Source organism: Methanobacterium sp. (assembly GCA_030017655.1).
Classification (GTDB): Archaea; Methanobacteriota; Methanobacteria; order Methanobacteriales; family Methanobacteriaceae; genus Methanobacterium_D.
Map to the genome: position 1 here is coordinate 179981 of JASEIM010000001.1, position 26206 is coordinate 206186.

A 26206-nucleotide genomic window follows, 5' to 3' on the forward strand; every position below is an offset into this window, starting at 1 on the left:
CAAAATGGGTTTCATATTATCTATAGGATTAAAGTAATGTTTTAATAAATGAATTATTAAAAATTGTAAATGATAAAAATAGATATTTCTAAACAATTATTGGTGTTTTCATGCCAGATCTTGTCTGTGATAAATGTGGAAGATATTATAGGAAAGATAAATCTGTAAACAAGTATAACAAATGTTCCTGTGGTGGAAAATTACGCATGTTAGATGCTGAAAATTTGAAAAAATCGTCTGAATTAGGAAAAGAACCTAAAAGACTTGAAAATTTAACTTCAAAGAATTATATTCCCATAATTATGATTTTTATGATGGTCCTGGTTGGTATTGTAGTTTTTTCTGCTGCTTCTTCTGTTTTTGACCCTGCAGGTTTTTATGATGTTAAATGTCCTTATTGCAGTTCAGAAAATGTAAAAATGATAGATTCAGATATTTCAAATCAATCTTTAAGCATATCTAATTCTTTCGACGTATATTTATGTGAAAAATGCAAAAAAGAATTTTATTATGATAAAGAGAGTGAAGAAACAATTAAATATTGATAAAAAGTTTTATACAATCTTTCTCTAAATTTAATAATAAGAATTTTAAACATCCAATATAATTTAACGATTTTAATCAATATAAAACCTTATTAAACGTTTATGGTAACTTTTAATTTTATTTAGCACTTAAATAAACATTATTTTATCAATTGGGATAACATTATTAGGTTGATATATCTAAATATCCTTTAATTTATTATGGACTTAGGAGGTTTATTTTCGGTTTTTCATGGTTAAATTGTTTTTATTCGCTTAAATACGACATATTTATGACTAGTATTCCTAAAAACATATTTAAATGAATATTTGTTAATACAAAAGGTTATATACATCTTAACTCATAATATTCTTAAGTAAAGTGAGAAAATTTTATTTTTAAACAAGTTATCAGGAACATATTTCAAATATAGGCCGTTTAAAGTTAATAATATGAAAATTATAGCCTATACAGAATTTAAAAACAGATTAAGGTGATTTCATGGAAGATGCATTTATTACAAGAGATGGAAAAATAATCGCAAAGAAAGACATTAAAAAGGGAGAAACAATTAAAATCGACTTAAAAAACCTTTCCATAGCGAGAGAGCTTGAAAAAGGAAAATTAAAACCAGGAGAAGAGGGAGAGATGGCAGTTATAACATTACCAGAATGGCTTGCAACCAACAAGGGATTATCCAGTGAAATCGTGGGCATAATTAAAAAAGAAACAAAAAAAGCAATATTAATAAAACTGGAACAGGACGAAGTCTGGCTGCCAAAATCAGCCATAGAGATTGAAATATAATTTTAAACAGACTTTCATTTATTTTTTAAATTTAGAGTAATGAGATCAAATACTTTATGCGTTGTAAGCAGTGGAAAACTGAAAATATGGGATAAACAACCCGATTATGGCCCAGTTAGGGTCAGAGATATGTATATTGGCATATTTTCCAAAAAATGCATTGAATATGCTGAAAAACTCTATCCTTATTCCTGGAGAATACTATCTGCAGAATACGGTTTCATGAAAGGGGATGATATTGTTCCCGCACCATATGAGGCCTGTTTTCATAATAAAAATTCGAAACCAATATCTGTTGATGAATTGAAGATTCAGGCAGAGGATGATGCGTTAAAAGAATATAATAAAATAATAGTTTTGGGCGGAAAATATTATACAAATCTGATTAAATCAATCTTTCCACATAAATATGTATATAATCCATTAGAAGGCTGCAAAGGAATTGGATATATGATAAGCAGGCTTAATAAGGCCATAAAATATTAAAACTTAATTATATTCAATTATTAAAAATAAATTTAATCAATGGATTATAGACTAAATTAAACTCTATTATTGAGTATTTAACAAAATATTAAATAGATAATATTAAGGAGAAGTAAAACAATATAATTATAATTGATATGATTTGTGGAAAAGGCACTTAATGATTTAACTTAATTTCATTAAATTAAGAAGACAGGATAAATGAGGAATATCATATTTCTATCAGTTAGAATCTAATAATATTGATGGAAATATGGAAAATTTACAATAACTCAGCTCAGCAAATTCATGATTGAGCAAAATAATAAAGGCCTGCCCTCAAAAAAGAAGAGGAGATTTAATATGGTATCTGAAAAATTTTATCAAAAGTTAATGGAAATATCAAAGGTAATGGAAAAAGAAGGGGAAGGAATAAGTTACATTCACAATGGAATTAATAAGTACACCATAGGAACTAAAGTATACAGCGAAAAAATTGCCGAATATCTTGATAAAACAGTGGAAAATTGGGAAGGCAGCGAAGCTCTGGTTGAAAAGCCAAAAAAAGGCAAAGTAAACAAAAAAGCCAGAAAGGTGGGTTATCTCTGGAAAATCCCAATTGAAGCTTGAATTTTTTTTAATTAACGCATCGGATTTAATCAAGTTATTTTTAAATTAATTATTGTATATTTGAAGCTATCAGACCATTTATTTTTAAATTATTAAGTAACTTTTACTTTTTTTGGAGGAAAATAGTTGAAAGCAATGCTTCTCCGGGTTGGAATAGATAAAGGCACCGATGGATGTCTCGCACCTATTTTTAGTGATGGTACCTTCGAATATATTCCCTTATCAGAATCTGATGAAACAGATGAAAATAGGACTTATGGCAGTATTAAAGGCTGCAAAGGTATATGCTTATCCCAATATCTTCCAGAAAAGGTCAAAAATAGAAAAATACATTTTGATCCGGAATTTGAAACATTTACATATGGAGATAAAGGTTCTAAAGCAAAATCAATTTTAAAGTTAAATAAAGGAGATTTACTGGTATTTTATGCAGGCCTAACTCCATTTAAGCATAAATTATACGATGAAGCCCTGTATATAATTGGTTATTTCACTGTCTGGGAAATCGTTGATTTTAAGAACTGTTCTAATAAAGAAAAGGAAAAATACAGTAAAAGATATTTTAATAATCCTCATATTAAAAGAAAAAACGATCTGGATGATCTGGTAATTGTTGTTGGAGATAAAAACAAGAGTAGATTACTGGATAAAGCTATTCTAATCAGTAAAAAGAGATTGAATAAGATTGGAAGAACTTACCACGCCGTATCAAAAGATATGGAAGAATTACTTGGAATTAAAGGTTCGATTCAAAGAAGCATTCCGCCGAGATTTATTGAGAATAAGGAATATTTGGGTAATCTTTTAAATTTGATAGGATATGAATGAAGTGTTAATATTTTATCTAAATCACTTATTTTGCCAAAAGTACAATCAATGAATTAGATGAAAAATAGTAAAAATATCGGTATTTTAATTTTCTTATAAATACTTAGCGGAATTTATTTTTAAAAAATTATTTTATTAACTTTTTAACATAGTAATCATACTGGGATTATAATCACATGGGGGGTGGAAATATAAATAAGAAAGTATTCGCTGCAGTAGCACTTCTTTTCATGGTTCTATTTAGCTTTCAACTTGCAGAACCAGTATCGGCTTTAAAATTAGTGGATAAAGGAACAAAATTCATATCCAGCGAGCAGTTTGGTGATATGAAGATATCATGGAAAACATACAAGTTCAACAGAAATTATCTGAAAATATATTCCACAACGTACATTAAAAATCCAGATACTGGAAGATATGTGGTAAGCTGGCATCATGTTATAACACTTAGCAAAGTTTCCAGAAAAAGAATTAAAATCAAAGACTGGACCGACAGTGAATTAGCCCCGGGAACAATTATTTCATATGATAGGACCAGATTAAGCGCTTACAGATACTACTGGAGTTTTTACAGATCACAGATACATTAAATTTTATTTTTTTTATCTTCCAAAGGCTTTAACAACTTCTTTAAGCTTTTCTTTTATGTCAATCATCTGCGGACATATCATTTCACATTCGTCGCATTCAATACAGCGTGATGCCTTTTCTTCGTTCTTTAAAATAGTCATATAATGCATTTTTGCATTTTCAGGGTCATTGAGCATGGTGGCATAGTTATAGTACATGAAACAATCCGGAATATTCACACCTTCCGGGCAGGGCATGCAGTATCCGCAGGCAGTGCAGTCAACACCTCTGTTTTCACGGTAGGCGCTACATGCTTCTTTAATTAGTAATTTTTCATCTTCACTTAAAGAATCAGGATATCCTTGGGAAGCGTATTCAATGTTTTCTTTAACCTGATCAAGGGTTGACATGCCGCTTAAAACAACGTCAATTTCTGGATAATCCCACAAGTATTTGAATGCCCATTCTGCAGGTTTTCTTTTGACTTCTGCTTCATCCCATACAGATTGCACATCTTCAGGCACGTAACTGGCCAGTACACCCCCTCTAAGAGGTTCCATAATCACGATTCCCATGTTCTTTGATGAAGCATACCTTAAACCTTCCCTACCTGCCTGATAGTTTTCATCCATGAAGTTGTACTGGATCTGGCAGATGTCCCAGTCATAGATGTCTGCAATATCCATAAAAAATTCCAGATCATCATGAAATGAAAAACCATTATATTTTATTCGCCCATCAGCTTTTAAATCATCCAGAAACTCAAGAACACCTGCTTTTTCCAGTTGTGGCCAGTAATTCTTGTTTAAAGAATGAACAAGATAAAAATCAATTTTTTCACTTTGAAGTCTTTCTAACTGTTTATCCAGATAATAATCCATGTCTTCTCTGCTTTTTATATTCCAGCTTGGTATTTTGGTTGCAATATAAACCTTTTCATGGTATTCCTCTGTTAACGATTTGCCAAGAAATTTTTCGCTGGCACCGTTGTGGTATGGATAAGCTGTATCCAGGTAGTTTACTCCGTTATCAATTGCATAATAAAGCATTTTCCGGGCTTTTTCTTCATCTATGTGGCTTTGATTCCCATTAATTACTGGAAGGCGCATGCAGCCAAATCCAAGTATTGAAACATCTATACCGGTTGATCCAAGCTTTCTGTATAGCATAAAGATCCTCTTTTTAGTAATTTTCAGAAAATCTGCAATGGCTTAAACAATATTATTTTGAGGTTAATTTGACATAAATCTGACTGTAACTTACATGATTATTAGTTTAATCTATTTATTATTTGTTAATTGTTTAAATTCTGATTTTGCATTTGATGTATTTTTTACTATAAAAAATCAGATAATAGTAATACTTTTTTAGTAATATCGACATACATTTCAAGTGTAAAAAAGGTGTTACTTTTTTACCTTATTTTTTTCGTTATATTATTTAATAATCCATTAATTGTTATCAAAATTATCATTCACATAATCTATGGAATAATATTTAAAAATATGGAAAAATAATGAAATATGTGATGATTTAAATTATGCTCAATAAAATAAAATTAAATATAATACTAAATTATTAATAATGACATACATTTCAAGTGTAAAAAAAATTAATATTTTAATATCAATTTACTGTTAATACATGTTGTTGAAACAAATGCAAATAAAAAAATATTTTATTTAATTATACTATCCATAAAAATTAAACTTAATAATGAAATATTTAATTAAAAAAACTATAAAAAACTTTAATTTCAATTATAGATATATATAAATTAATTTAAACAATTATTAAAAGTTAAATCATTATTATAAATGAAAAATAAACTGAATAAAAAGATTTATTGAAATTATTATCTTAAAAGTCTATTTTTAGTCAAATTTTCCCAACAGGGGCAATGTATATGGCAAATTCGTCTTCACCATCCAGACGAAGTAAATTATCCAGATATTCCTGATCGTAAGCTGCAATGGCGCATGTCCCCGCACCTATTGCTTCACATGCTAAATAAAGGTTCTGACCTACATGTCCTGCATCAAGTGCAATTTCTTTGTATGATGCTAATCCGTAACGCCATTCCATTCTGTAGGGGATTGCACTCCATATAAATGTTAAAGCACCCCTTCCAGCAAATGTTTGACCCATAGTGGCTTTTATTACCTTTTCTTTTAAACCTTCCTCTTCAAATTCAAAAATCAGCTCATGGGATAATGGTAAATAACGATAAATACCCTGAGTAACATCTTCTACGTTAAAAATGGCAAGATAAGTTTCTAAAGCGTGACGACAGCCTGCTGATGGAACAGTACGGAAAGCATTAACTCCACTAATAAATCGGACTCCCTGAGTTGCCCAGAGCAAGAATGACAATTCTTCTAAACTTAATGGCTCAGGGGAATACATTCGTCTGCTTTCTCTATTCCCAATTGCATTTACTAAGTTTATGTTATACATTTGGCTCCAGTCTATTTTAGGAAGTTCAATTCGGGGTTTATCTGGTGAATAGGGCTTTTCTATAGGTGGTGGTCTGATCCCCTGATTTTGATCGGTATATGCAAAATTTATGGTTTTCCTTATGCTGTCTTTTAAAAAATAACGGTGTTTATTCAACAATTCTTTATTATCGTCATTCATTTTATTTTCCCCTTTGTAGATTTTATATTAATAATATGATTAATAGTATTAGAAATAATTTAATTTTTTTTGAATTCTGTAATGTTCTATAAATCTATATGTTAATTCTGTTCCTTTAATCAGTAATCGGGTCAAAAACACAAAGGATAAATATAATAACATAATATATTACCCCACATAACAGGATAAAAATGAATATCAATCATTTAAAAAGGGAAAGCAGATTAATAATTTCATGATAAAGTTAAGTAAAATATTCAACTACGAAGAATATACGGCCACATATCAGTATAGAGATCATTTATAAGGATATAATTCATGTTTGTATAATAAAAAGATGTTAATTAGCATTTTATCATAAATGTGCCATTAAGGGGGTTTGATAAATGTGGAAACCAAAAATGAAATTGTTGAAAAAAATAATAGCGGAATAAGAGGATCTATTGGACAGAAAAAGGAGTCCCATGTAGTTAAAGCAATAGATTATAAACTGGAAGAAATAAGAGAATTAAAAGAACTGATGGAAAAATCTGAAAAACTCAATGAGTTCTATGCATCTATATTTAAATTAGAAGGTTTAGGCAAGGAAATTCAAAATATTGGAAACCACAGATTTAAAACAGCAAAACTATTCAGTCCAAAAAGCGATGAAATAAAAGATTTAGAAAAGCTGGAAAAGTTATTACTGACATTTAAAGCTGATTATTCTAAATTAGCAACTGATATCTCAGAAACACTGGAAAAATATAACAACAATAACAAAAAAGCATTGAGTATATTTAAAATAAAGAACGAGCAGCTGATAAACAAGATAGAAATGCTAAACTCTAAATAAGTGAATATTTTCAAAATAGGGAAATGTTCAGAAAGATTATAATCCCCCTATTTGCAGTTATTCTTTTATTAATTATATTAGGCTGGGTTAACATCCCTAAAGCACCTTCCGCCCCAGTTACGGGTCCTGGAAGTCTTGAATACGGTCACTCGGAGGTTATAAAAACTACATATGGTGAAGGGGCCAGTCAATACTGGATATATGAGCCCGGTTCACCAAAACCTTATTCTGCCCCTATCATAGTTTTTAATCACGGATGGGCAGCTACTAATCCTGAATTTTACCAGGCATGGATAATGCATATTGTAAGAAGGGGTAATATAGTCATTTATCCGCGTTATCAGGAAAATATTTTCACTCCATCAGATGATTTTACTCCAAATGCAATGGATTCAGTTAAAAGTGCCATAAAAGAATTGAATAAAGGGAATCACGTTCGTCCTCAGTTGGATAAATTTGCAATTGTTGGACATTCTGTTGGAGGCATTATAAGCATTAACATGGCTGTATTGGCATCATCCAACAGTATACCAAGGCCTAAAGCAGTATTTTGTGTTCAACCGGGAAAGCACAGGACTTCTAACGATCCTGTTGGGCCAGTACTTGAAAATTTAAGTAAAATACCTGAAGAAACTCTGTTAATTACATTATCTGGAGATAAGGATAATATAACTGGAGATGAAGATGCAATCAAAATTTTTAAAGAGACCAAACAGATCCCATGGAAAAATAAGGATTATGTTATTTTAAAATCAGATATACGCGGACATCCGGCTTTAATTGCGGATCATTTTGCCCCTCTTGCAGTTTTAAGAACTTCCTATTTTTCGGTCATGGTAAATGCTTTAGATTATTATGGAACATGGAAATTATTTGATGGTTTAACTGATGCGGCATTTTATGGAGTAAACCGTGATTATGCCCTAGGAAACACTTCAAATCAAAGGTATATGGGTACATGGAGTGATGGAAAATCTGTAAATAAAATGATAGTTATGGATAAACCTTGAATTTATGATTTAAGTAAAAAGGATCTTTTTCTATTTAATTCAATAGTTTGATTATAGGGTAAAGGACTATTAAACTTGAAAAATAAATATATGTTTTGATGAATTCATCAATTCAGATCTTTTTGATTAGTGTGGTGCTAGAATGGTTTCTAAAGAAGATTTAGAAAAAATGAGGAATGAAAAAGATATTGAAGGCCTTATAAAAACATTAAGTCCAGATGAGGATAAAAGAATCAGAGAAAAAGCAGTGTATATTTTAGGGGATTTAAGAGCAGGAGATGCGGTTGAACCTTTAATCGAAATGTTAAATGATGAATACTGGCCTATTCGAAAGGCAGCCACACTTTCACTTGGTAGAATCGGTGATAAAAAGGCTGTCGATCATTTAATCAGGGTCTTAAAGGATGATCACTGGCATGTTCGAGAAACTGCCGCACTGGCTCTTGGTGCAATAGGTGATAAAAGAGCAGTTGAACCCATAATTGAAGCGTTAAAGGACGGATGTTTAAATGTTAAATGTGAAGTGGTGGACGCTCTTGGTGATCTGGGTGATGAAAGGGCTGTAGAACCTTTAAAAAATATTTTAGAGGAAAATGATTATTTATTAAGGGCATGCACTGTAACATCTCTTGGTAAGATCGGCAGTAATTTGGCGGTAAAGTCTCTGGTTAATTCTTTAAGTGATGAAAATTATTTTGTGAGGGTCAATGCAGCAAATGCATTAAGTATGATTGGAGACGAATCCGCACTCTCATATCTTGCTTCTGCACTGAAAAATTCAAAGGGAGAATCTCAGGAATTTGAAAATGCATTAAAAGAAGCGATGGATGAGATAAAAGCCAGATTGAAATCATGAAACAATAAATCCTATGGATGCAAAAATCATCACGGAATTCATTAAAAATGAACTGGACATTTGACCGTTCCCAAATTTGATTATAGACCATAAAGCAAATGGAAAAGTTAAAAAAATAGCAAAGACTACTTTTAATGGAACTAAAAATATTAATAATGTGAAATACCATAAATAAGGCCTGTAAAAACAGCATGAACTATTCTAACTCTATTGCCTAAATTTACCACCAGGGTTTTCTTTCCAACAGATGCATTTGCATCTCTATCGGCCCAATGAACTCCCAGAAGGTTTACAAAAACTGCAAAAACAATAGGAATAAGCATTATTATTCTCTTATGTGGAATGAACCGATTTGTGGCACATAGGCAATTAAAGGCATTAGGAATCCTCCTAAAATCGCATTATCAATTTCCCCCAGAGATGTTCTTTCTAACTGCAGAGGAGGCATAGGATAAAACCATCCCCCAATCAACCCAATTGCAGCAACTAAAACTCCATATGAAGATAAATATCCAAAATAAAATGATAATGAAGTTATTATGATGCACATTATGGCCAAAGACACGGCAGCAATTAAGGCCCATGATTCAGGAATTATTTTGGAAGGTTAAAGAAAATTCTATTTTCTGAACCTCAAAAATTGAAAATTTTTGAAGGTAATACTCCACTTCCTCCTGAAAACCAAGTCCTGCGAGTTAATGAATCTGTATCCACATCAACATATTCATTGGCGTAATGGGCTGCTAAAGTGGCAGAAATCAGGATAATAAGCCCTATTGTAGCTTTAAATGGGTCTAAAAATCCAAGATAATGGTAGGTCATGGATAAATCCAATGCATAGGCAATTAATCCTGCAACCAATACAAAGAATCTTCCCATTTTAAATAAAGCTAATAACTGTAATTTATTCATTTCACCAATTATAATTAGGATACCAAAATTAATACATTTTAATATACATTTCAGTTAAGTTTAATTGTATGGAAGTTGATTTATTTTAGTTGTTACCTTAAGTATGAAATTAGTGAGGAATATATGAAACGCTTTTACATCTTTATTGTGGGACTGGCCCTTATATTAATTCTTATTTTGTTAATAGGTCCTGTAAATTTATATTATACAATAAAAGATATCAATAAAACTTATTTCATCGCGGCGATTGCTGTTTATCTTTTAGCTATCTTTGTAAAATCAGTGAGATGGGGATACATAATAAACATGCCCTTTGAATTTAAAGATAATTTTGTTGTAAGGGTTATTGGACTTTTAGGCAGTAATCTAAGCCCTATGAGGACTGGAGGGATAGCTTTAAGCGCTATTGCAGGTAAAAAAATTAATAAAATAAGTTTACACGAAGGCTTATCTGCAGGGTTGACAGAAAGATTTGCAGATTTAGTTATAGTAGGTATTTTACTGGTTTTATCAGCAGTTTTTATAGAAAAAATACGTTTAATTGCTTTAATTGGCGCTGGTTTAATACTGGTAACTTTAACTGTTATTTACTTTTTAAACTGGATGGAAGGATCAAGTATATGGATATATGAAAAAATCCATTTTGTTCTATCCAAACTACCAGTTAATGAACAATTTTTAGATAATATCTACCATAAAATCACCAATGGGTTAAAAGGAATGGTTAATTACACAAGATCTTACAGTAATAGTAAAAATATGTCAGTAATATTGATATTAACCGTTATTTCATGGCTGTTGGAATGTTTGCGTCTTTTACTTGTTTTCTATGCTTTCAATATTGATATTAACATGGTTGCAGTAATTTTAATATTGCTGCTTGCTAATATAGCAGGGATCGTCACTGCACTTCCTGGAGGCATAGGTGCTGTTGAAATATCTTTAACAGGATTATGCATGTTTTTTGGAATTCCAGGGGCTGCAAGTGCCAGTATTGCTATTGTGGATAGATTCATATCTTTCTGGCTTATCAACTTAATGGGAATTATTTTTTCACTATTTTATGCTAGGGGAATTATGGGAGACTTGAAAGGATATATTTACAGTATTCAGACTTCCAAATAACCTTAAAAGTAGGGGTTATCCAGCTTGAATTTAATTTTAGTTGCCAGAGATTTATTAACCAGCCGAACCCGAGCTATGTTTCTGATATCTGCCTTTTGGAGTTCTTCTACACTTTTAAATTTATCATAAATATTTTCGGTGATTTTAGAGCCTATTCCATGGATATCTTTTAAAAGTAGCCATATTTTAGTCTTTTCAGTATTTTTGGTCCATTTCCAGAAGTCTTCAATATCTTTATAAGCTAAATTTTTATAATAATCTCCTTTATGGGCCAGGTAATGACATTCTTTGCATAATGTAACCAGATTATCATGATCATCTAATTCCTTTATTGAAGAACCCATTATTGCCATTATATGATGAATCTCGAGATCCTTTAATTCTCTGCATACCACACATGAATAATTATCCCTTTTAAGGATTTCTCCCTTTATTTTCTTGGAAAGTGTCCTTCGTTTTTCTTTCTGTTCTACTTTACCATCAATTAATTTAAATTGTCTTGCATAGTCCTTACTACAACCTACAGCCTTTACAATCTCTGACGTTCTAATTTCACCCTGAAATTTCTCTTTTAAGGCAATGATTTTGTCTTTTTTGAGATTACCATCACATTCTGCCTTTAAAAATTCAATATAAAGTTCATTAAGGTTTTCATTAGTCTGATTCAGTTCATCGATAAGGGAAATATATCTTTCTGTAGTTTCTAAACCTTCTAAAAGCTTTAATTCATCTTTACATTCCATACTGTCATTTAAATTTTCTTCCAGATAATTCTGGGTAAAATTCCATAATTCATCGATGATTTTTGCTTTTTTATATTTAAATTCCCAAAAAAGAGTAATGGTATCCATAATTTCACTTTTATTCTGCAGACATTAGAATTATGTTTAATGGAGATGTTTGAAGTTCAATGGAGGGTGAATTATTCTTTTTAAAAGAAGTCAGTATCTCATCAAGAAATTAAGTGTATCCCTGTCAAAATTTTCAATATCAATTATCTGTTCCTGTAATCTTTCAACCCATTCCTTAAACTGACTGGAAGAGAAGATAATAACCTCTTCTCCATCTTGTAAAGGCTCAAAATTTTCATTTGAGCTGTCTAAATTTATTTTACCCTTATTATAATGGCCAAAAGCACCTCTATAACTCATTTAAACGCTCCAATATTTTTTTTATTTGTATTTATTTAACTATGTTGATATATTAGAATTTTTCCATTGTATAATTGCAAAATTATTAAACAAATAAAATGCAATATTATTATGTAATGATAGAAAATAAAGCAGTTGAAACGTATTTCATTGAGAATGAGATATCTCCCAACTACCATAAAGAGATTTTAGACTTTATTTACGAAAATTATTTAAAAGCACGCCCTGAATATTTTCAGGACATCCAAAAAACAAAAGAAATGCTTTTATTTTTAGCCAAAGATTCTCTTAAGGGTTATATGGTTGAAACAATTATTAAACCCGGAAATCCGGTTGAAATTAAATTAATAAGGGATGAAACAACCCCTAAAGAATTTGCTGAAAAAATTAAAGATGATCTGTACTTTATTGTCCACGCTTATGAAGAAAATGTCCTGAGTTCAACACTTTATTTTTCATGGGTTGAAGGAGAGAAAATAATACCTGAAAAGCCACCTACAACAAGAAAAAAAGCTTCTAACAGGCTTTTTAGCAGCAATCTACTCCTAATTTATATTGGATTTTTTGCTTTTAACATTATCTTATTCCTTTTTATTGGGATTTATGCAGTGATAGTTATTTTGGCTTCACAGTTCCTAATAGTATTGTTTGCAGATAAAATACTTGCAAGACAGAGCAACTGGCGAATCACCCCTGAAAATCCTTATGTTCATATACTGGAATATCAACTTCCCGTAGAAGAATTTAAGCAATTTCAGGAAAAATTTGGGGAAGAAACAGTTTTGCAGATGAAAAAAGAGATTTATGACAGAACTCTGGCCAAGAAAACTTACCCGACATGTGAAATTGGGGATAAAATACTTGAAAAATATGGTTTTCACTGCAATCCCCGTAGTAGTATTTCAAAGGTGGTAAATGTTTATGAAATTGTTAAAAAGGCTGCAGATAGCTTTGATCTACCCACTCCAAAAATTGTTATTTCAAATACAATGGTTCCCAATGCAGCAGCCACAGGTCCAAGTCCAAGCAGGGGATTGGTGCTTATCACAACGGGATTGCTGGTTCATCTTGATGATGATGAGATATTAAGCGTGGTTGGTCATGAAATGGGACATCTTCAAGGAAGAGACCCAATTATACTTTTCAGTATAATTACAGGTGAATTTATATTGAGATTTACAATTCTACTTCCTATTGTGATTATTTCTCCATTAATTTACATAATTTTTGCATTTGCACTTATTTTCTTTGTTGCCAAGTTCTTTGAAACCAGGGCAGATCTTTTATCTGCAATTAAAATAGGTAAACCCGAAGTACTGGCAGAGGCCCTTAGAAAAATTGCTTATAAAAGGCTTCAGCTTGAAAGAGTTTCAAGATCCAGAATTCCAGGATGGCTGGCATGGGATCCACATCCACCTATTTATTTCAGGATAGATAGATTGGAAAAGATGAAAACTCCTGTAGAAGCGAAAAATCCTTTAATCCAATCGGCTAAAGATGTTTTTAATGGTTTTATTGCTGCGTTTAGATAATTTTGGGAGCAAATAGAATGCAGAAGAAATATGATGAGCCCATGTGTGCTGATTTATCCAGAGATGAATTTTGCACAGAAGATGATTTTAAAATTAAAGATGAGATAAGAAAATTACTTGATTTAGAGAATTTCGCTGTTTTAGCCACCCAGGGCCATGGACAGCCGTATGCATCTATCATAAGCTTTTCTGCTTCTCCTGATTTTAAAAACATTGTTTTTGCTACTCCCAGAGAGACAAGAAAATTTAATTTACTTTCTAAATCTTTAAATGTAGCTCTTTTAATAGATAATCGGTCAAGAATGCCTCAAAGCGTTAACAGGATTAGTGCAGTTACCATTACAGGTAAAGCGAAGGTTTTAGATTTGAAAGAAAGAGATGAATGGGAAGGTATTTTAATTAAAAAGCATCCTTATTTAAAATCGTTTGTAGGAGCCCCCTCAACTGCAGTGATACTGGTAGATGTTTACAGATATTTTTTTGTTAGAAGGTTTCAGGAGGTTATGGAGTGGAGTCCTCACCAAGGATAATAATATCACTTTCCGAGGCTCAAAATTTTGATAACGACCTTGTTGGGTCAAAAACAAGGAATTTATCCCTCATTTTAAACAGAGGATTTAGAGTTCCTCAGGGATTTTGTATAACCACTGAAGGTTACAGTAATTTTATTATTGAGAATAATTTATTCCATATAATAGATATGGAAGTTTTCAAGAAGTCATTTGAGGATATGAGGTGGGAAGAAATATGGGATGCTTCATTAAGAATAAGATCTGCATTTTTAAAGGCGAAAATGCCTCTGCATATAGAAGGACTTGTAAAGAAAGAAATTGAAAGCTTTGGTAGAAATATAAAATTTTCTGTAAGGTCATCCTCACCAGCTGAAGATTCTTTTATTTACTCTTTTGCGGGTATTCATGAGTCTTATACCAACGTTAAGGGAATTGATGAGATTTTAAAGGCTATAAAACTTGTATGGGCTTCTTTGTGGAGTGATAGGGCAATATTGTATCGAGAAGAGTTATCACTTGACTCTATTAACAGTTCTATCGCTGTTTTAGTGCAAAAAATGGATAAAAAACCTGTTTCAGGACTTGCATTTTCAAAGGATCCTCGAAATGGAACCCAAAACCTAATCATTGAGGCAGTAAGTGGTTTTTTAAGTAAGCTTGTTGATAATGAAGTTGAACCTCAAAAATGGTTCATTAACAGGAATAATGGTGAAATAATCAACCATCTAAAGCCATCAGAAAAATCACTTATGTCATTTTTAGATGTTAAAAATATTGGAGAAATGATTTTAAAAATAGAAAATATCTTCGGATTCCCTGTCGATGTAGAATGGACTGGAAAAGGGGATGATTTCACAGTTTTACAGGTAAGGCCAATTACGGGTTTAAATGATCAAGATGAAGACAGACAATGGTATTTAACACTTACTCCTTCTCTGAATAATCTTAAAGCGCTTTCAAAAAGAATTGAAAATGAATTGATTCCCCAGCTTGAAAGGGAAGGCATTGAACTTTCTAAAGAAAGCCCTGATGGTATAAGCAGAATGCAACTAGCTCAAAAAATTAAAGAAAGGGCAAAAATCTATTTTAAATGGAAGGATATTTACTGGAATGAATTCATTCCATTTGCCCACGGCATTAGAAATTTTGGTACTTTCTATAACGACCTTGTTAAGCCTGATGATCCATATGAATTCATGGAAATATTAAAAAGTAATGAACTGATTGCATCAAAGAGAAACAGGGAATTATTAGGTCTTGCCAAAGTTTTAAATGAAAATCCGGATTTGAAAAATAGAATAAGTGCTATTGTTAGTCTTAAAGGCAAAAAATTGATGAGAAATCTTTTACAGATAGATGATGAGTTTAGATATAAATTCGTTAATCTTCTGGACACTTATATGGATGTTTCCTACAATAAAAAACCAATGAATGAATATCCTGAGGTTATTCTGGGAAACATAATAAAATTATCTAATCAAGAACTGAGAGGAGCGCAAATTACTGATAGTAAAGCACATGAATATTTAGATAAACTTTATTCTGCTGCTGGAGAATCAAGAAGGGCAGAAGTTGAAGAAAACCTTAGAATGGGAAGATTAAGCTGGAAGCTAAGGGATGATGATAACATTCTCTTTGGGAAAGTGGAAAATCAGCTCCTGATTTTTTTAAATAAAGGTAAAAAAATCCTTGTAAAAGAAAAACGTATAGATTTTGATGTGGATTTGATTCCTGAAAACTGGAAAGCTATATATAATGGATTAATAGATAAAAATGTGTATTTAGATATAGATAACTTAAAAAAAGAAGAAAAAAGCAATATAAACTATAAACCAAGGCAGCTAATAGGTCAGCCCTCATCTCCAGGTATTGTAACCAGTAAGGCAAGGATCATCAGTTCCTTAGCTGACTTTTCAAAGCTTGAATCGGGAGAAATAATAGTTTGTGATGCTGTTCAGCCACAAATGACATTTTTAATGGCCCTTGCTTCGGGGATAGTAGAAAGAAGGGGTGGAATGTTGGTTCATAGCTCGATAATTGCCAGAGAGATGGGTATACCCTCTGTAAATGGGGTCAGCAAGGCAACTGAAATTATCAATAATGGAGATTTAATCACTGTAAATGGATATCTGGGTCTGGTTATTATTGGAGAGCCCGAATTTAATTTAGAAAGGGGTTTTGAGGAAATTAAAGAGTGGTGAGAATATGACCGAGACACTTGCTTATGAAGTGGAAATTAAGGATGATAATTTCGAAATAAGAATGTATGCAGACCATATACTGGCCCATGTAGATTTAGATGCATCATTCGATGATGCTATGGGAATTGGATTTTCAATACTGGCTAACTATATTTTTGGGGGGAATAGAAAGCGTTCAAGTATAGAAATGACCGCACCGGTTACTGAAGAGAAAAGGGAATCAGAAAAGATTGCCATGACAACACCTGTAACTGAGGAGTCATTAAAGGAATCTGAGAAAATAAAAATGACCACTCCTGTTATTGAAGAAAAAACAGGGAATATTCACCGTATATCTTTTGTGATGCCTGCAAAATATACACTTGATACGCTTCCAGAGCCTGATGATAAAAGAATTAAGTTTGAAGAAGTTAAAAATGAAAGAGTGGCTTCGCTTCGCTTCAAAGGAAGAGTTAAAGAGAAACTTGCAAGGCAAAAAATCGAGGAATTAAAGAAATGGCTGGAAAAAAATAATATTCAGCCGAAATCAAACTTTATTGTAGCACAATACAATAATCCAGCAGTTCCAGGATTTTTAAGACGAAATGAAATACTGGTGGACATCTAAAATAATCGTATAAATATTAAATTCTAATTTTAAATCTTTTAAAGGATTTTAAATATAATAAAGAGAAAAATATTATCATGGACAATGGACAGAGGAACAGAATATTACTACTGCTTTTTATCGGCGTTTTTATGGGTGCACTGGACATAGGAATTGTGGGTCCTGCACTACCTGCTATTAAATCTTTTTTTGGAATTAATGAGAGGATTCTCTCATGGATTTTTGCCATATATATCCTTTTTTTTATGATAGGAACTCCATTAATGGCTAAATTGTCAGACATGTACGGTAGAAGACCAGTCTATATTTTTGACATTGCTTTATTTGCTGCTGGTTCTATTATAACTGCATTTTCAACTTCATTTGAGATGCTACTTCTTGGAAGAGCTGTACAAGGTTTTGGGGCTGGAGGAATATTCCCTGTTGCCAGTGCTTTTATAGGCGATACATTTCCTCCAGAAAAAAGAGGTTCTGCCCTGGGAATCATAGGTTCTGTATTTGGGTTATCAGCAGTTTTTGGTCCGATTCTGGGAGGTTTGGTTTTAAATTATGGATGGCAATGGCTGTTTCTAATAAATATTCCAATTGCGGCAGTGATCATTGCTGCAGGTTATATTATACTTCCCAAAACAAAAAGACAATGGGTTCCTGGCTTTGATTGGTATGGAACCATTGTGCTGGGAGTTCTTGTTGCTGCGCTTGCATTTGGCGTAAATCAAATAGATACAAGTAATTTTGCAGAAAGCATTAAATCTATCTATGTTTGGCCTTTTTTACTGATTTCAATGCTATTATTACCTGTTTTATGGAAAGTTGAAAAAAGCGCTGAAGACCCGGTGATTCAGATTAATCTATTAAAAAACAGGGAAGTTAAGCTTGCAACTGGCATATCCATAGGTTCTGGTTTAAGCCAGGTGGCCATTGTATTTTTACCATCATTTGCAGTGATTTCATTATCTTTATCTGCATCTACGGCGAGTTTAATGGTGCTTCCCTTGGTTATTGCAATGGCTGTTAGTGCTCCTGTAATTGGAAAGTTGCTTGATAAATATGGTTCCAAAAAAGTGATGCTTTCTGGTAGTTTAATATTAATTACAGGCCTGCTTATTTTAAGTTTCTTTGCTTCATCTTTTTATTTATTCATATTATCAGGAATTATTGTGGGCATGGGACTGATTACAATTATTGGAGCTCCTTTGAGGTATATAATGTTGTCTGAAAGCCCTCCGCAATACAGGGCATCTGGACAGGCTTTAATTAACATAAATTCCAGCGCTGGCCAGTTGGTTGGAGGAGCCTTAGTTGGTGGAATTATAGCATCTAAAGGAAGTAATTATGCTGGTTATGAACTTGCATATATAACTGTTGCCTTTGTAGCAATTGTTATTTTATTTTTAACTATCGGACTTAAAGGCCGCAAGGAACAGGTTGAAACCATGAAGGGATAAATCATTATTTATAACATGATAATTTGAATTTTCTTTTTTTTTAAAATAGTTCATTTAAACAAGGTAAATTAAAACTGATATTAAATAAAACCCATCATTTTTGTATTACTTAGAATTAGATGATAAGATATAAAAATACTAAAAAGAAACATATTGCATGGGGCGAGTTGGGAATATATATGTGTAAAACACAATATAAAACAACTGAGAGTTTAACATGCTCCAATTATTTCAAATAATACAGACTTCAACTCTGGAGTTGTGACCAAATGGTACAGATAATTAAAACCTTTGTAAAGTGCTACAAAAAGAAAGCAAAAAAGATGGTAGGCGGTAAACAAAAGGTTTACGAATATAACCAGTACCTCATACCTCTTAAAAGAACGGATAATCTTGAATGCAAGGAAGGAGTACTCATAATACCCGAAAAATATTTTAAGGAACTCTTTGGGGTAGAGGATACATGGGCAGTAAAGGAATATATTAGTAAGCTTAAAGGATATGAAAGAAACATTGGTGAATACAGGAAGGAATTCAAGGAACTTGAATGGAAACACAATGAACTATCAAAATCCTATAAGGAACTCCTGAGCAAACATACAAAAGCCAATAAAAAATACAGATCTTTTGCATCAAAACTCCAGGAATTAGAAGCTCAAAACACTGAATTAAAAAGAAAATTAGAATTAAAGGAAGCAGAAAATAAAAAACTCAGTGAAAACTACGAAAGAGAATTGAATAAGGCCATGATCCTTGAAAATGAATTAAAACCAAATAAAGATAAGGATTTCTGGACCATGCTCAAGAGCAGGATTGGTAAAAAGGATATAATCGCAAAAGAAGATGAATAAATAGTTTTTTATTTTAACTATTTTATGAATGATTTCATGATAAAGTATTCTGATTTTGAAAAAATAGTGGTAAATAAGCTTGGAAGGGATATAAGGGCTGAAGTAAACCCTGATCAATATAAAGCCATAAGTGCATCAAAATATGATTCTCTATTCATTGTTGCAGGGCCTGGAAGCGGTAAAACAACTGTAATGGTTCTAAAAGTGTTAAAATTTATTTTTGTAGAAAATATTGAACCATCAGACATTCTTGCCACCACCTTTACACGTAAAGCGGCATCTCAACTGAAAAGCAGAATTATAGAATGGGGAAATAAACTGAAATCCAGTTTCATGAACAATCCTAAATATAAGGATGTAATAAATGACTTAAATGAAATAAATTTTAAAAAAATAACAATTGGAACCATTGACAGCATATCAGAAGATGTTCTAAGCATGGATTCCACTGATTCACCTTACACAATAATTGAAGATTTTGTCTCAAATTCATTGATGACCAAGGTTGGAATTCTGGATCATGAACGTCAAAAAGACAGACAGTTAAAAAGTTTTTTAAACCAGATTAGGGGCACTAAATCCCAATTAAACGTTTCAATGATGAGTCAGATACTGCTGGAGATAAAGGACAGAATTTATCATGACAGAATTGATTTCAACGAATTTACAAACAATTATAAACATCCCGGGGCAGAAATAGCTCGTGATGCAATTTCAGATTATACAGAAGAACTTAAAAACAGGTTACTTCTTGATTTTTCAATGCTTGAAGATGAATTTTTAAAGAAACTCCAAAATGGAAGGCTCAAAAAATTTTTAAAGCATATTAAAATAATTCTTGTAGATGAATACCAGGATACAAATTTGCTTCAAGAAATGATTTACTTTGAAATAGCAAATGCTGCAATAAAGAACAAAGGAAGCATTATTGTTGTAGGGGATGATGATCAATCGCTTTACAGATTCAGGGGGGCTACAGTAGAACTTTTCAGAAATTTTGCCCAAAGACTAGAGGAAGAAATTTCTGTAACGCCCTGTTTTATTAATCTTTCAAAAAATTACAGATCAACAAAAAATATCGTTGACTTTTGCAATAAATTCATCGAAATAGATAAAGGATATGAAAAAGCACGTATTGAAGGTAAAAAACCAATAGTCTCCTCGCGTGAAGGATTTTTCACAGAATTACCGGTTCTTGGAATGTTCAGGGAAGACATAAAAACCCTTGCAAAGGATCTTGCTTCTTTTTTAGATAAAATCGTCCATGGGGATGGAATTAGTTTTCAACAGGGAAATGAAACATTTAACATATGTATTGATGAAAAAAATTGGTCTCCAGGAGATATAGCCATTTTATGCAGTTCTCCTCTGGAATTAGATTTTAAAGGCAATCAGAGACTGCCCTGTTTACTTAAGGACGAGCTAAGTAAATATAACCCACAAATACCAATATTTAATCCTCGCGGACAGAATTTAGCACGAAATAAAGTTGTTGAAATACTTTGCGGTATACTGCTGGAGTGTATTGATCCAGAGGGGTTAATACAGAGGGAACTCAGAGGATTACCTCAAAATGCAGTATACAGATTTAACGTCTGGCGTTCAAGGGCTTTAAATTATGTTAAAAACGAAGATAATGATTATAAATTTATTAAAGAATTTTTGAATACATGGAAAATAGAATTTGGACTTATGGGGGATGATGTCTCCATCATTGATCTTATTTACAGATTAGTTAGATGGATTCCAGAAATGCAGGATCCTGAAGGAATTGTATATGTAGAGGTTATAACTAAGACTATAACTCAAACAAGCCTATTTAGTGATTTTAGAGCTAATATAATTTTAGATGATAAAAATGGGAGATATAAAGATTCAATTATAGAAGCAATATGGAATATTTTTGTTCCAATTGCAATAGGTGTAATAAATATTGATCTGGATATTCTTGAAGATCTTCCTCAAAACCAGATAAATGTAATGTCAATTCATCAGTCTAAAGGACTTGAATTTCCAATTGTAGTGGTTGATGTGGGCTCTGATTTTAGAATGAATTATTCATATGATTCTTTCAGGCGATTTCCAGGAACACCAGGTAAATCATGCACAATTGAAGATAATATGAGGGAATACTCTCCAATTGGGAAGCCTGAGCGAGATGGGCTGGACAGGGCTTTCGATGACATTATAAGGCAGTATTTCGTGGCATTTTCCCGTTCAAAAAATATTCTGATGCTTGTCGGGCTCAATTCAGTGAAAGATGGTTATTTCTTCAATGGTGAAATGAGATATATCCCTAATATGGCCACAGGATGGGATAGAAAAGAAAAATGGCACTGGAAAGGACTTCATGGTCTTTTCCATATATGAAAACTTAATTATTTAGCCATGGTTTCTTTATATATCATAATATTTAGGAAATAAGACCGAATACTATCATTACAAATATTGCAAACCACAATAGCCAAATTGTGAATACTGAATAGTATGAATAGAATTAGAAGGATAATACCAATGGCTATTAGTGACCCAACGCTTATTTGTCTTGTTTGTTTTTCAATTTTACAATAAATGTATAAATGATATTATACAAATATACAATAAAGTAATAAGGTTGAAGGTAAAGAGGGGTTAATCTGACATTATTCGAAGTTTTGCAATTCTGGTTTTAGCTGGAGCAGTTATAATTCTTCTATATTATTATATTCAAGCGATTAATAGAACTGGTAGCGCAGGATTTGATACATTTAAATCTAGTTTGAGTGAAGCAAGTAGAGGTGTTTCAGATGCAGGCAGCAGAGTTTCTGAAGGGATTTCTCAGCAATACAGGAGCAGCAACGTTAAAGGGGAAAGTAAGATGTCAGGTGTAACTGAAAGGGTATCTGGATATGGTGAAAAATTAAGAGGAAAAGTAAAAGAGGTGCCAATTAGTACTGATGCTTTTTCTGGACGAATTGACGAATTTTTACACGAAAGGAGTGATCAACTGATAAAAGACTGGTCTTTAGCCACAAAGTCTGATTTAAGCGAGCTTGAAAAAAGATATGGCAAAGTATCTCGTGATGTGGATGACCTAGCTAAAAGATTCGAAGAGTTTAGAGGACATGCAAATAAGAAATTTGAACGAATTGAAGAAAGAATAAAAGCATTAGAGGAATAATAATAACCAATAAAATCCCGAAAACTCTTTTATTTTATTATAGTATTTTAAATCATTTTTATTTAAAGATAGAGAAATGCAGGTATAATCATTTTTATTAATAATTATGAATATCTAATTTAATTACTTATACATGTAATACGTGGTGATAGAATTGAGAGTGTCCGAACAAATAAAAGGAAAAGAAGTTATAGACAGTTCTGGAATGATTGTGGGTAAAGTAAAAGATGTTGAAATAAACTGGAGCAATAATGAAATTGAAGCAATTGTTTTGGGACAAGGGGGAATTTCTGAAATGTTAGGCGTATCCAAGAATGAAGTAGTTATCCCCCGTGATGCCGTTAAACAGATTGGGGATAGTATACTACTTAAAAAACTGGACTAAAAAGTAAAAATCCCTATGTTTATAAGATGATTAGAAATTAATAAAAAAATGAATATTATTCCTTTTAGCTAAGATTTTCTCTGTTTTAAGACGTATATATTTGAATAGTTCCTTTTGCATTGGTATTGGTTATTAGAAGTCCTTTTATATTGGATTCATTGAATGTATATGTTACATTAAGCGGTTGGGTTTCATTTGCTAGGTTAATGGTTTTTTGTTCGAGTATGTTTACTGTATAGTTTGCGCCAGTCGCTCCTTGTACCGGAACAGTGTTTAAAATCAATATTATTATATTTGATGTATTAATATTGGAATTCAGTCTGGTTAAATTCTGGCCTACAAATTTAACATTATTTGTTCCATTGGGTATTGTTACATTTTGAACTCCTATAAAATTTGGACCTTCTCCTACTGTTAAATTGTACTGGAACAATAACGTTTAATTGTTGATGCATCCAGAAGCAAAAACAACTGCCATCAAAATAGCTAAAAATCCGAAAAGAGTTATTCCCGATTTTTTCAAATATATTCCCCCTTATCTACTTAATATTAATATTTATGTTAGTATGTCATAATTATACTTTAACAAATTTCAAATTATCATAAAAATTTTACACTAGCACCCATAATACTGTTTCTAGAAATTGGAAATTCTAGTAAAAAAACTAATATTAAGAAGAATTCATATCTGAGCTTGATAATACCTTTTTTATAATAAACATAAAATTAGAGTTATATCTAACTTTTTGGTTATACTTATAATTTATATACTGCTTCAGACTTCTAATAATACCAAGGAGTAAAATAGAAGTATTATGGGCGGTATTCATGTCATTTGGTGCAAACTTAATTCCACATCCATCAATTTCAGGGGTTAAAATTGTCCGGAATAAAAATAACTTTCCAATCAGCTGGTTAAATACTCAAGGGTACTGTGAATACAGTATTTTTCTTGAAAACGTACGTAAAATCAGAACCGCACCTACAAAAGCCATGATTCAGGGATCCCGTGAGCATTTGGTCTTAGAAGAGAAATTCAAAGAAGAAGCTGAACCAGCAACCTTTGATGAGATGCTGGAAACATCAAAAACCGCCGAAATTTTATCTAGAGAATTACCTGTAATTTCAGCCACCTATGGGATAAGAGGATTTATTGACGAAGTATGGATGACGCCGGAAGAATTTATTATAATAGATGATAAACCGGGAACTATCGCTTATCAATCAAGTATTAATCAGGTATACGGATACTGTCTGGCATTTAAGGACATGAGTAAAGAAGATAGGAAGATTGTTGCTTCTCTACGCCAGAGAGGGACTGATAATGTTTTCTGGGCTTCATATTTTGATGAAAGGGCTGAAAAACAAATAACTGACATTATTAACCATATACATGAATTGATTTCTGGTAAAAAAGATTTTAATTCAACAGACAATCCTAATAAATGCATTAAATGCAGATTCAACCATTCATGCGATAGACGAGTTTAATTTACCCTTATTCATTCTATAGACGCGTGATATTATTGAAATTTTGATTTTATAATTTTATTTTAGTTTTAAAAGATTATTTCAATCTTTTGGAAGGATTAATAAGTTTTCCATATCTTTTCCGCAAAGGTTATATGTCATTGGGTATAAAAAAATGCAATACTGTAATACTTTATAACTCTAAAATAAACTAATTATCTCCAGATGTGGTGTTAAAGTCAAAAATGAAATATTCAATAAGTATTGGGGAAATTAATGAAGTCTGAATACATGGATACTACATTGACATAAGGGATCGATATATTTAAATATGAAAAACAGTAAACATTTGACTTGCCACAGCGCAGATAGTCTGTTTATTTTAGTCTGTATAGTCCCGTGGGGTAGTGGTAATCCTGCTGGTCTTTGGAACCGGCGACGGCGGTTCGACTCCGCTCGGGACTATCCCTTAAAAACAAAAGGGGTATATCCTATGAAGAAAATACTTGTTGTAGGTACAAATACGCGACCTGTGGCATGTTCTGCAAAAAAAATGGGAAATACAGTATATTCTGTAGATTATTTTTGTACAAGTGACCTGGTTAAGTGTTCTGACTATTTAAGATGTATACTATCACAATTACCCTATGAAACATGTGGTAATTATGCAGAAAAATATGATTCGAACTTACTTCATGAATATGCCTATGAAGTTGTTGACGATGTTGATTATATATTCTGCAGCTCTGGAGCAGTGCCAGAAAAATTTCCAGAATCAAAGATAATTGGAAATAAGAAAATAGGACATGTAGAGGATAAATATAAACTTTATAAATCCCTTAAAAAGAAATTTAATGTTCCAGAAACCTTTTTAATTTCGTCTTATCAGGAAGCATCCCAAATAGTTGATAACAATCCAGATAAAAAATTCATTATTAAGCCAGTTATTGGTGCTGGTGGTAAAGATATCCGGAGATTTGAGGAAACCACTGAAAATTCTGATTTCAGTAGATTCATGCTGCAGGAAGTTATAAAAGGTGAAAGTATCAGTGCCTCAGTTTTATCCACAAAAGAAGAAGCAAAAACAATCTTAACAAGTATGCAGTTGATTGGTGATAGCTGGCTTGGACAGCCGGATGAATTTGCATACTGTGGAAATATAGTGCCTCATAAAGATGATCCCAAAATAAAAAAATTAGCTGAAGATGTTATAATGGAACTATCTCTTGTTGGATCAAATGGAGTAGATATGATAGATACTGGTGATGAGATTTATGTAATTGAGGCTAATCCAAGATTCCAGGGGACTTTGGAATGTGCTGAAGAAGTACTGGGAATAAACATGTTTGATGCACACTTTAAAGCATCTAATGGAACATTAATAGATGTTCCCAAACCAAAAGGATACGCTGTTAAAATGGTTGTATTTGCTAAATGGCGTTCAATTGCTGGAGATTTAAATTTTGGGGGGGTATATGATATTCCCGAAAAAAATGTAATAATTGAAAAGGATGAACCTGCAGCTACAGTTGTGGAAAGTGGTAAAACTCTTGAGGAAGCAATTTATAATGGAAAGCGCACTGTTGAAAAAGTATATGGTGCACTTAATCCATATCCTGGGAAAATAATGGTCAGAAATGTCAATATTTAGTATTTAAAAGTATGGAAATACTAAATTATCCCAAGCTG

The 26206-nt window shown here is 32.1% G+C and carries 29 protein-coding genes and 1 tRNA gene; 22 read left to right on the top strand and 8 right to left on the bottom strand.

Annotated features, from left to right (window positions below; genetic code table 11):
- Positions 1 to 110 precede the first annotated feature (110 nt).
- From QMD61_00905 to QMD61_00930, 6 genes are all read left to right on the top strand, one after another.
- Positions 111 to 545: a hypothetical protein gene (locus QMD61_00905; GenBank protein ID MDI6723184.1), complete on the top strand. Its 435-nt coding sequence runs from the start codon at positions 111 to 113 to the stop codon at positions 543 to 545.
- Between the two features lie 481 nt (positions 546 to 1026).
- Positions 1027 to 1332 carry a hypothetical protein gene (locus QMD61_00910; GenBank protein MDI6723185.1) on the top strand — a complete coding sequence of 102 codons (306 nt, stop codon included), beginning with the start codon at positions 1027 to 1029 and terminating at the stop codon, positions 1330 to 1332.
- 129 nt (positions 1333 to 1461) lie between these two features.
- Positions 1462 to 1818 carry a hypothetical protein gene (locus QMD61_00915; GenBank protein MDI6723186.1) on the top strand — a complete coding sequence of 119 codons (357 nt, stop codon included), beginning with the start codon at positions 1462 to 1464 and terminating at the stop codon, positions 1816 to 1818.
- Positions 1819 to 2160: 342 nt separating this feature from the next.
- The gene (locus tag QMD61_00920) at positions 2161 to 2427 is read left to right on the top strand and encodes a hypothetical protein (GenBank protein ID MDI6723187.1); all 267 of its coding nucleotides are present in this window, start codon (positions 2161 to 2163) and stop codon (positions 2425 to 2427) included.
- A 135-nt stretch (positions 2428 to 2562) separates the two neighbouring features.
- The gene (locus QMD61_00925; GenBank protein MDI6723188.1) at positions 2563 to 3255 is read left to right on the top strand and encodes a hypothetical protein; all 693 of its coding nucleotides are present in this window, start codon (positions 2563 to 2565) and stop codon (positions 3253 to 3255) included.
- Between the two features lie 176 nt (positions 3256 to 3431).
- Positions 3432 to 3845 carry a hypothetical protein gene (locus tag QMD61_00930; protein ID MDI6723189.1) on the top strand — a complete coding sequence of 138 codons (414 nt, stop codon included), beginning with the start codon at positions 3432 to 3434 and terminating at the stop codon, positions 3843 to 3845.
- 12 nt (positions 3846 to 3857) lie between these two features.
- On the opposite strand, the gene QMD61_00935 is transcribed toward QMD61_00930, so the two are convergent.
- Positions 3858 to 4994, bottom strand: a complete 1137-nt coding sequence (locus tag QMD61_00935; protein ID MDI6723190.1) for an aldo/keto reductase — start codon at positions 4992 to 4994, stop codon at positions 3858 to 3860.
- Positions 4995 to 5703: 709 nt separating this feature from the next.
- Positions 5704 to 6462 carry a SagB/ThcOx family dehydrogenase gene (locus QMD61_00940; protein MDI6723191.1) on the bottom strand — a complete coding sequence of 253 codons (759 nt, stop codon included), beginning with the start codon at positions 6460 to 6462 and terminating at the stop codon, positions 5704 to 5706.
- Positions 6463 to 6850: 388 nt separating this feature from the next.
- Between QMD61_00940 and QMD61_00945 the strand changes: the two genes are divergently transcribed.
- The 3 genes from QMD61_00945 (at position 6851) to QMD61_00955 (ending at position 9163) form a co-directional block, all read left to right on the top strand.
- Positions 6851 to 7297, top strand: coding sequence for a hypothetical protein (locus QMD61_00945; GenBank protein ID MDI6723192.1), 447 nt, complete (start codon positions 6851 to 6853; stop codon positions 7295 to 7297).
- A 23-nt stretch (positions 7298 to 7320) separates the two neighbouring features.
- Positions 7321 to 8307: an alpha/beta hydrolase gene (locus QMD61_00950; protein MDI6723193.1), complete on the top strand. Its 987-nt coding sequence runs from the start codon at positions 7321 to 7323 to the stop codon at positions 8305 to 8307.
- A gap of 142 nt (positions 8308 to 8449) precedes the next feature.
- The gene (locus QMD61_00955; GenBank protein MDI6723194.1) at positions 8450 to 9163 is read left to right on the top strand and encodes a HEAT repeat domain-containing protein; all 714 of its coding nucleotides are present in this window, start codon (positions 8450 to 8452) and stop codon (positions 9161 to 9163) included.
- Between the two features lie 149 nt (positions 9164 to 9312).
- Here QMD61_00955 and QMD61_00960 read toward each other — a convergent pair whose 3' ends face one another.
- From QMD61_00960 to QMD61_00970, 3 genes are all read right to left on the bottom strand, one after another.
- Entirely contained in the window at positions 9313 to 9486 is a 174-nt protein-coding gene (locus QMD61_00960) for a hypothetical protein (GenBank protein ID MDI6723195.1), read from the bottom strand.
- 2 nt (positions 9487 to 9488) lie between these two features.
- Complete coding sequence (locus tag QMD61_00965; GenBank protein ID MDI6723196.1) at positions 9489 to 9722, bottom strand: hypothetical protein; 234 nt, start codon at positions 9720 to 9722, stop codon at positions 9489 to 9491.
- Positions 9723 to 9796: 74 nt separating this feature from the next.
- Positions 9797 to 10075 carry a hypothetical protein gene (locus QMD61_00970; protein MDI6723197.1) on the bottom strand — a complete coding sequence of 93 codons (279 nt, stop codon included), beginning with the start codon at positions 10073 to 10075 and terminating at the stop codon, positions 9797 to 9799.
- Between the two features lie 123 nt (positions 10076 to 10198).
- Here QMD61_00970 and QMD61_00975 point away from each other — a divergent pair, with 123 nt between their 5' ends.
- A complete protein-coding gene (locus QMD61_00975) occupies positions 10199 to 11200 on the top strand; it encodes a flippase-like domain-containing protein (protein MDI6723198.1) in 1002 nt (333 codons plus the stop codon).
- Positions 11201 to 11202: 2 nt separating this feature from the next.
- Here the strand turns inward: QMD61_00975 and QMD61_00980 are convergent, their stop codons facing one another.
- Entirely contained in the window at positions 11203 to 12051 is an 849-nt protein-coding gene (locus QMD61_00980) for an HNH endonuclease (GenBank protein ID MDI6723199.1), read from the bottom strand.
- A 90-nt stretch (positions 12052 to 12141) separates the two neighbouring features.
- Positions 12142 to 12351, bottom strand: coding sequence for a hypothetical protein (locus QMD61_00985; GenBank protein ID MDI6723200.1), 210 nt, complete (start codon positions 12349 to 12351; stop codon positions 12142 to 12144).
- Positions 12352 to 12467: 116 nt separating this feature from the next.
- Between QMD61_00985 and QMD61_00990 the strand changes: the two genes are divergently transcribed.
- The 9 genes from QMD61_00990 (at position 12468) to QMD61_01030 (ending at position 23047) form a co-directional block, all read left to right on the top strand.
- The gene (locus tag QMD61_00990) at positions 12468 to 13883 is read left to right on the top strand and encodes a M56 family metallopeptidase (protein MDI6723201.1); all 1416 of its coding nucleotides are present in this window, start codon (positions 12468 to 12470) and stop codon (positions 13881 to 13883) included.
- A 17-nt stretch (positions 13884 to 13900) separates the two neighbouring features.
- The gene (locus tag QMD61_00995; GenBank protein ID MDI6723202.1) at positions 13901 to 14413 is read left to right on the top strand and encodes a pyridoxamine 5'-phosphate oxidase family protein; all 513 of its coding nucleotides are present in this window, start codon (positions 13901 to 13903) and stop codon (positions 14411 to 14413) included.
- Positions 14392 to 16596: a PEP/pyruvate-binding domain-containing protein gene (locus QMD61_01000; GenBank protein MDI6723203.1), complete on the top strand. Its 2205-nt coding sequence runs from the start codon at positions 14392 to 14394 to the stop codon at positions 16594 to 16596. Before QMD61_00995 ends, QMD61_01000 begins: the two co-directional genes overlap by 22 nt.
- A 4-nt stretch (positions 16597 to 16600) precedes the next feature.
- A complete protein-coding gene (locus QMD61_01005) occupies positions 16601 to 17203 on the top strand; it encodes a heme-binding protein (GenBank protein MDI6723204.1) in 603 nt (200 codons plus the stop codon).
- Positions 17204 to 17280: 77 nt separating this feature from the next.
- Positions 17281 to 18651, top strand: coding sequence for an MFS transporter (locus tag QMD61_01010; GenBank protein MDI6723205.1), 1371 nt, complete (start codon positions 17281 to 17283; stop codon positions 18649 to 18651).
- Between the two features lie 269 nt (positions 18652 to 18920).
- Positions 18921 to 19502: a hypothetical protein gene (locus tag QMD61_01015; GenBank protein MDI6723206.1), complete on the top strand. Its 582-nt coding sequence runs from the start codon at positions 18921 to 18923 to the stop codon at positions 19500 to 19502.
- A gap of 36 nt (positions 19503 to 19538) precedes the next feature.
- Entirely contained in the window at positions 19539 to 21872 is a 2334-nt protein-coding gene (locus QMD61_01020; GenBank protein MDI6723207.1) for an ATP-dependent helicase, read from the top strand.
- A 388-nt stretch (positions 21873 to 22260) separates the two neighbouring features.
- Entirely contained in the window at positions 22261 to 22662 is a 402-nt protein-coding gene (locus QMD61_01025; GenBank protein ID MDI6723208.1) for a hypothetical protein, read from the top strand.
- A gap of 154 nt (positions 22663 to 22816) precedes the next feature.
- Positions 22817 to 23047: a PRC-barrel domain-containing protein gene (locus QMD61_01030; protein MDI6723209.1), complete on the top strand. Its 231-nt coding sequence runs from the start codon at positions 22817 to 22819 to the stop codon at positions 23045 to 23047.
- Between the two features lie 85 nt (positions 23048 to 23132).
- On the opposite strand, the gene QMD61_01035 is transcribed toward QMD61_01030, so the two are convergent.
- A complete protein-coding gene (locus QMD61_01035) occupies positions 23133 to 23480 on the bottom strand; it encodes a hypothetical protein (protein MDI6723210.1) in 348 nt (115 codons plus the stop codon).
- A 395-nt stretch (positions 23481 to 23875) separates the two neighbouring features.
- Here QMD61_01035 and QMD61_01040 point away from each other — a divergent pair, with 395 nt between their 5' ends.
- The 3 genes from QMD61_01040 (at position 23876) to QMD61_01050 (ending at position 26168) form a co-directional block, all read left to right on the top strand.
- Entirely contained in the window at positions 23876 to 24538 is a 663-nt protein-coding gene (locus QMD61_01040; protein ID MDI6723211.1) for a Dna2/Cas4 domain-containing protein, read from the top strand.
- A gap of 372 nt (positions 24539 to 24910) precedes the next feature.
- A tRNA-Gln gene (locus QMD61_01045) sits at positions 24911 to 24982 on the top strand.
- A 28-nt stretch (positions 24983 to 25010) separates the two neighbouring features.
- Positions 25011 to 26168 carry an ATP-grasp domain-containing protein gene (locus QMD61_01050; protein MDI6723212.1) on the top strand — a complete coding sequence of 386 codons (1158 nt, stop codon included), beginning with the start codon at positions 25011 to 25013 and terminating at the stop codon, positions 26166 to 26168.
- Positions 26169 to 26206 lie beyond the last annotated feature (38 nt).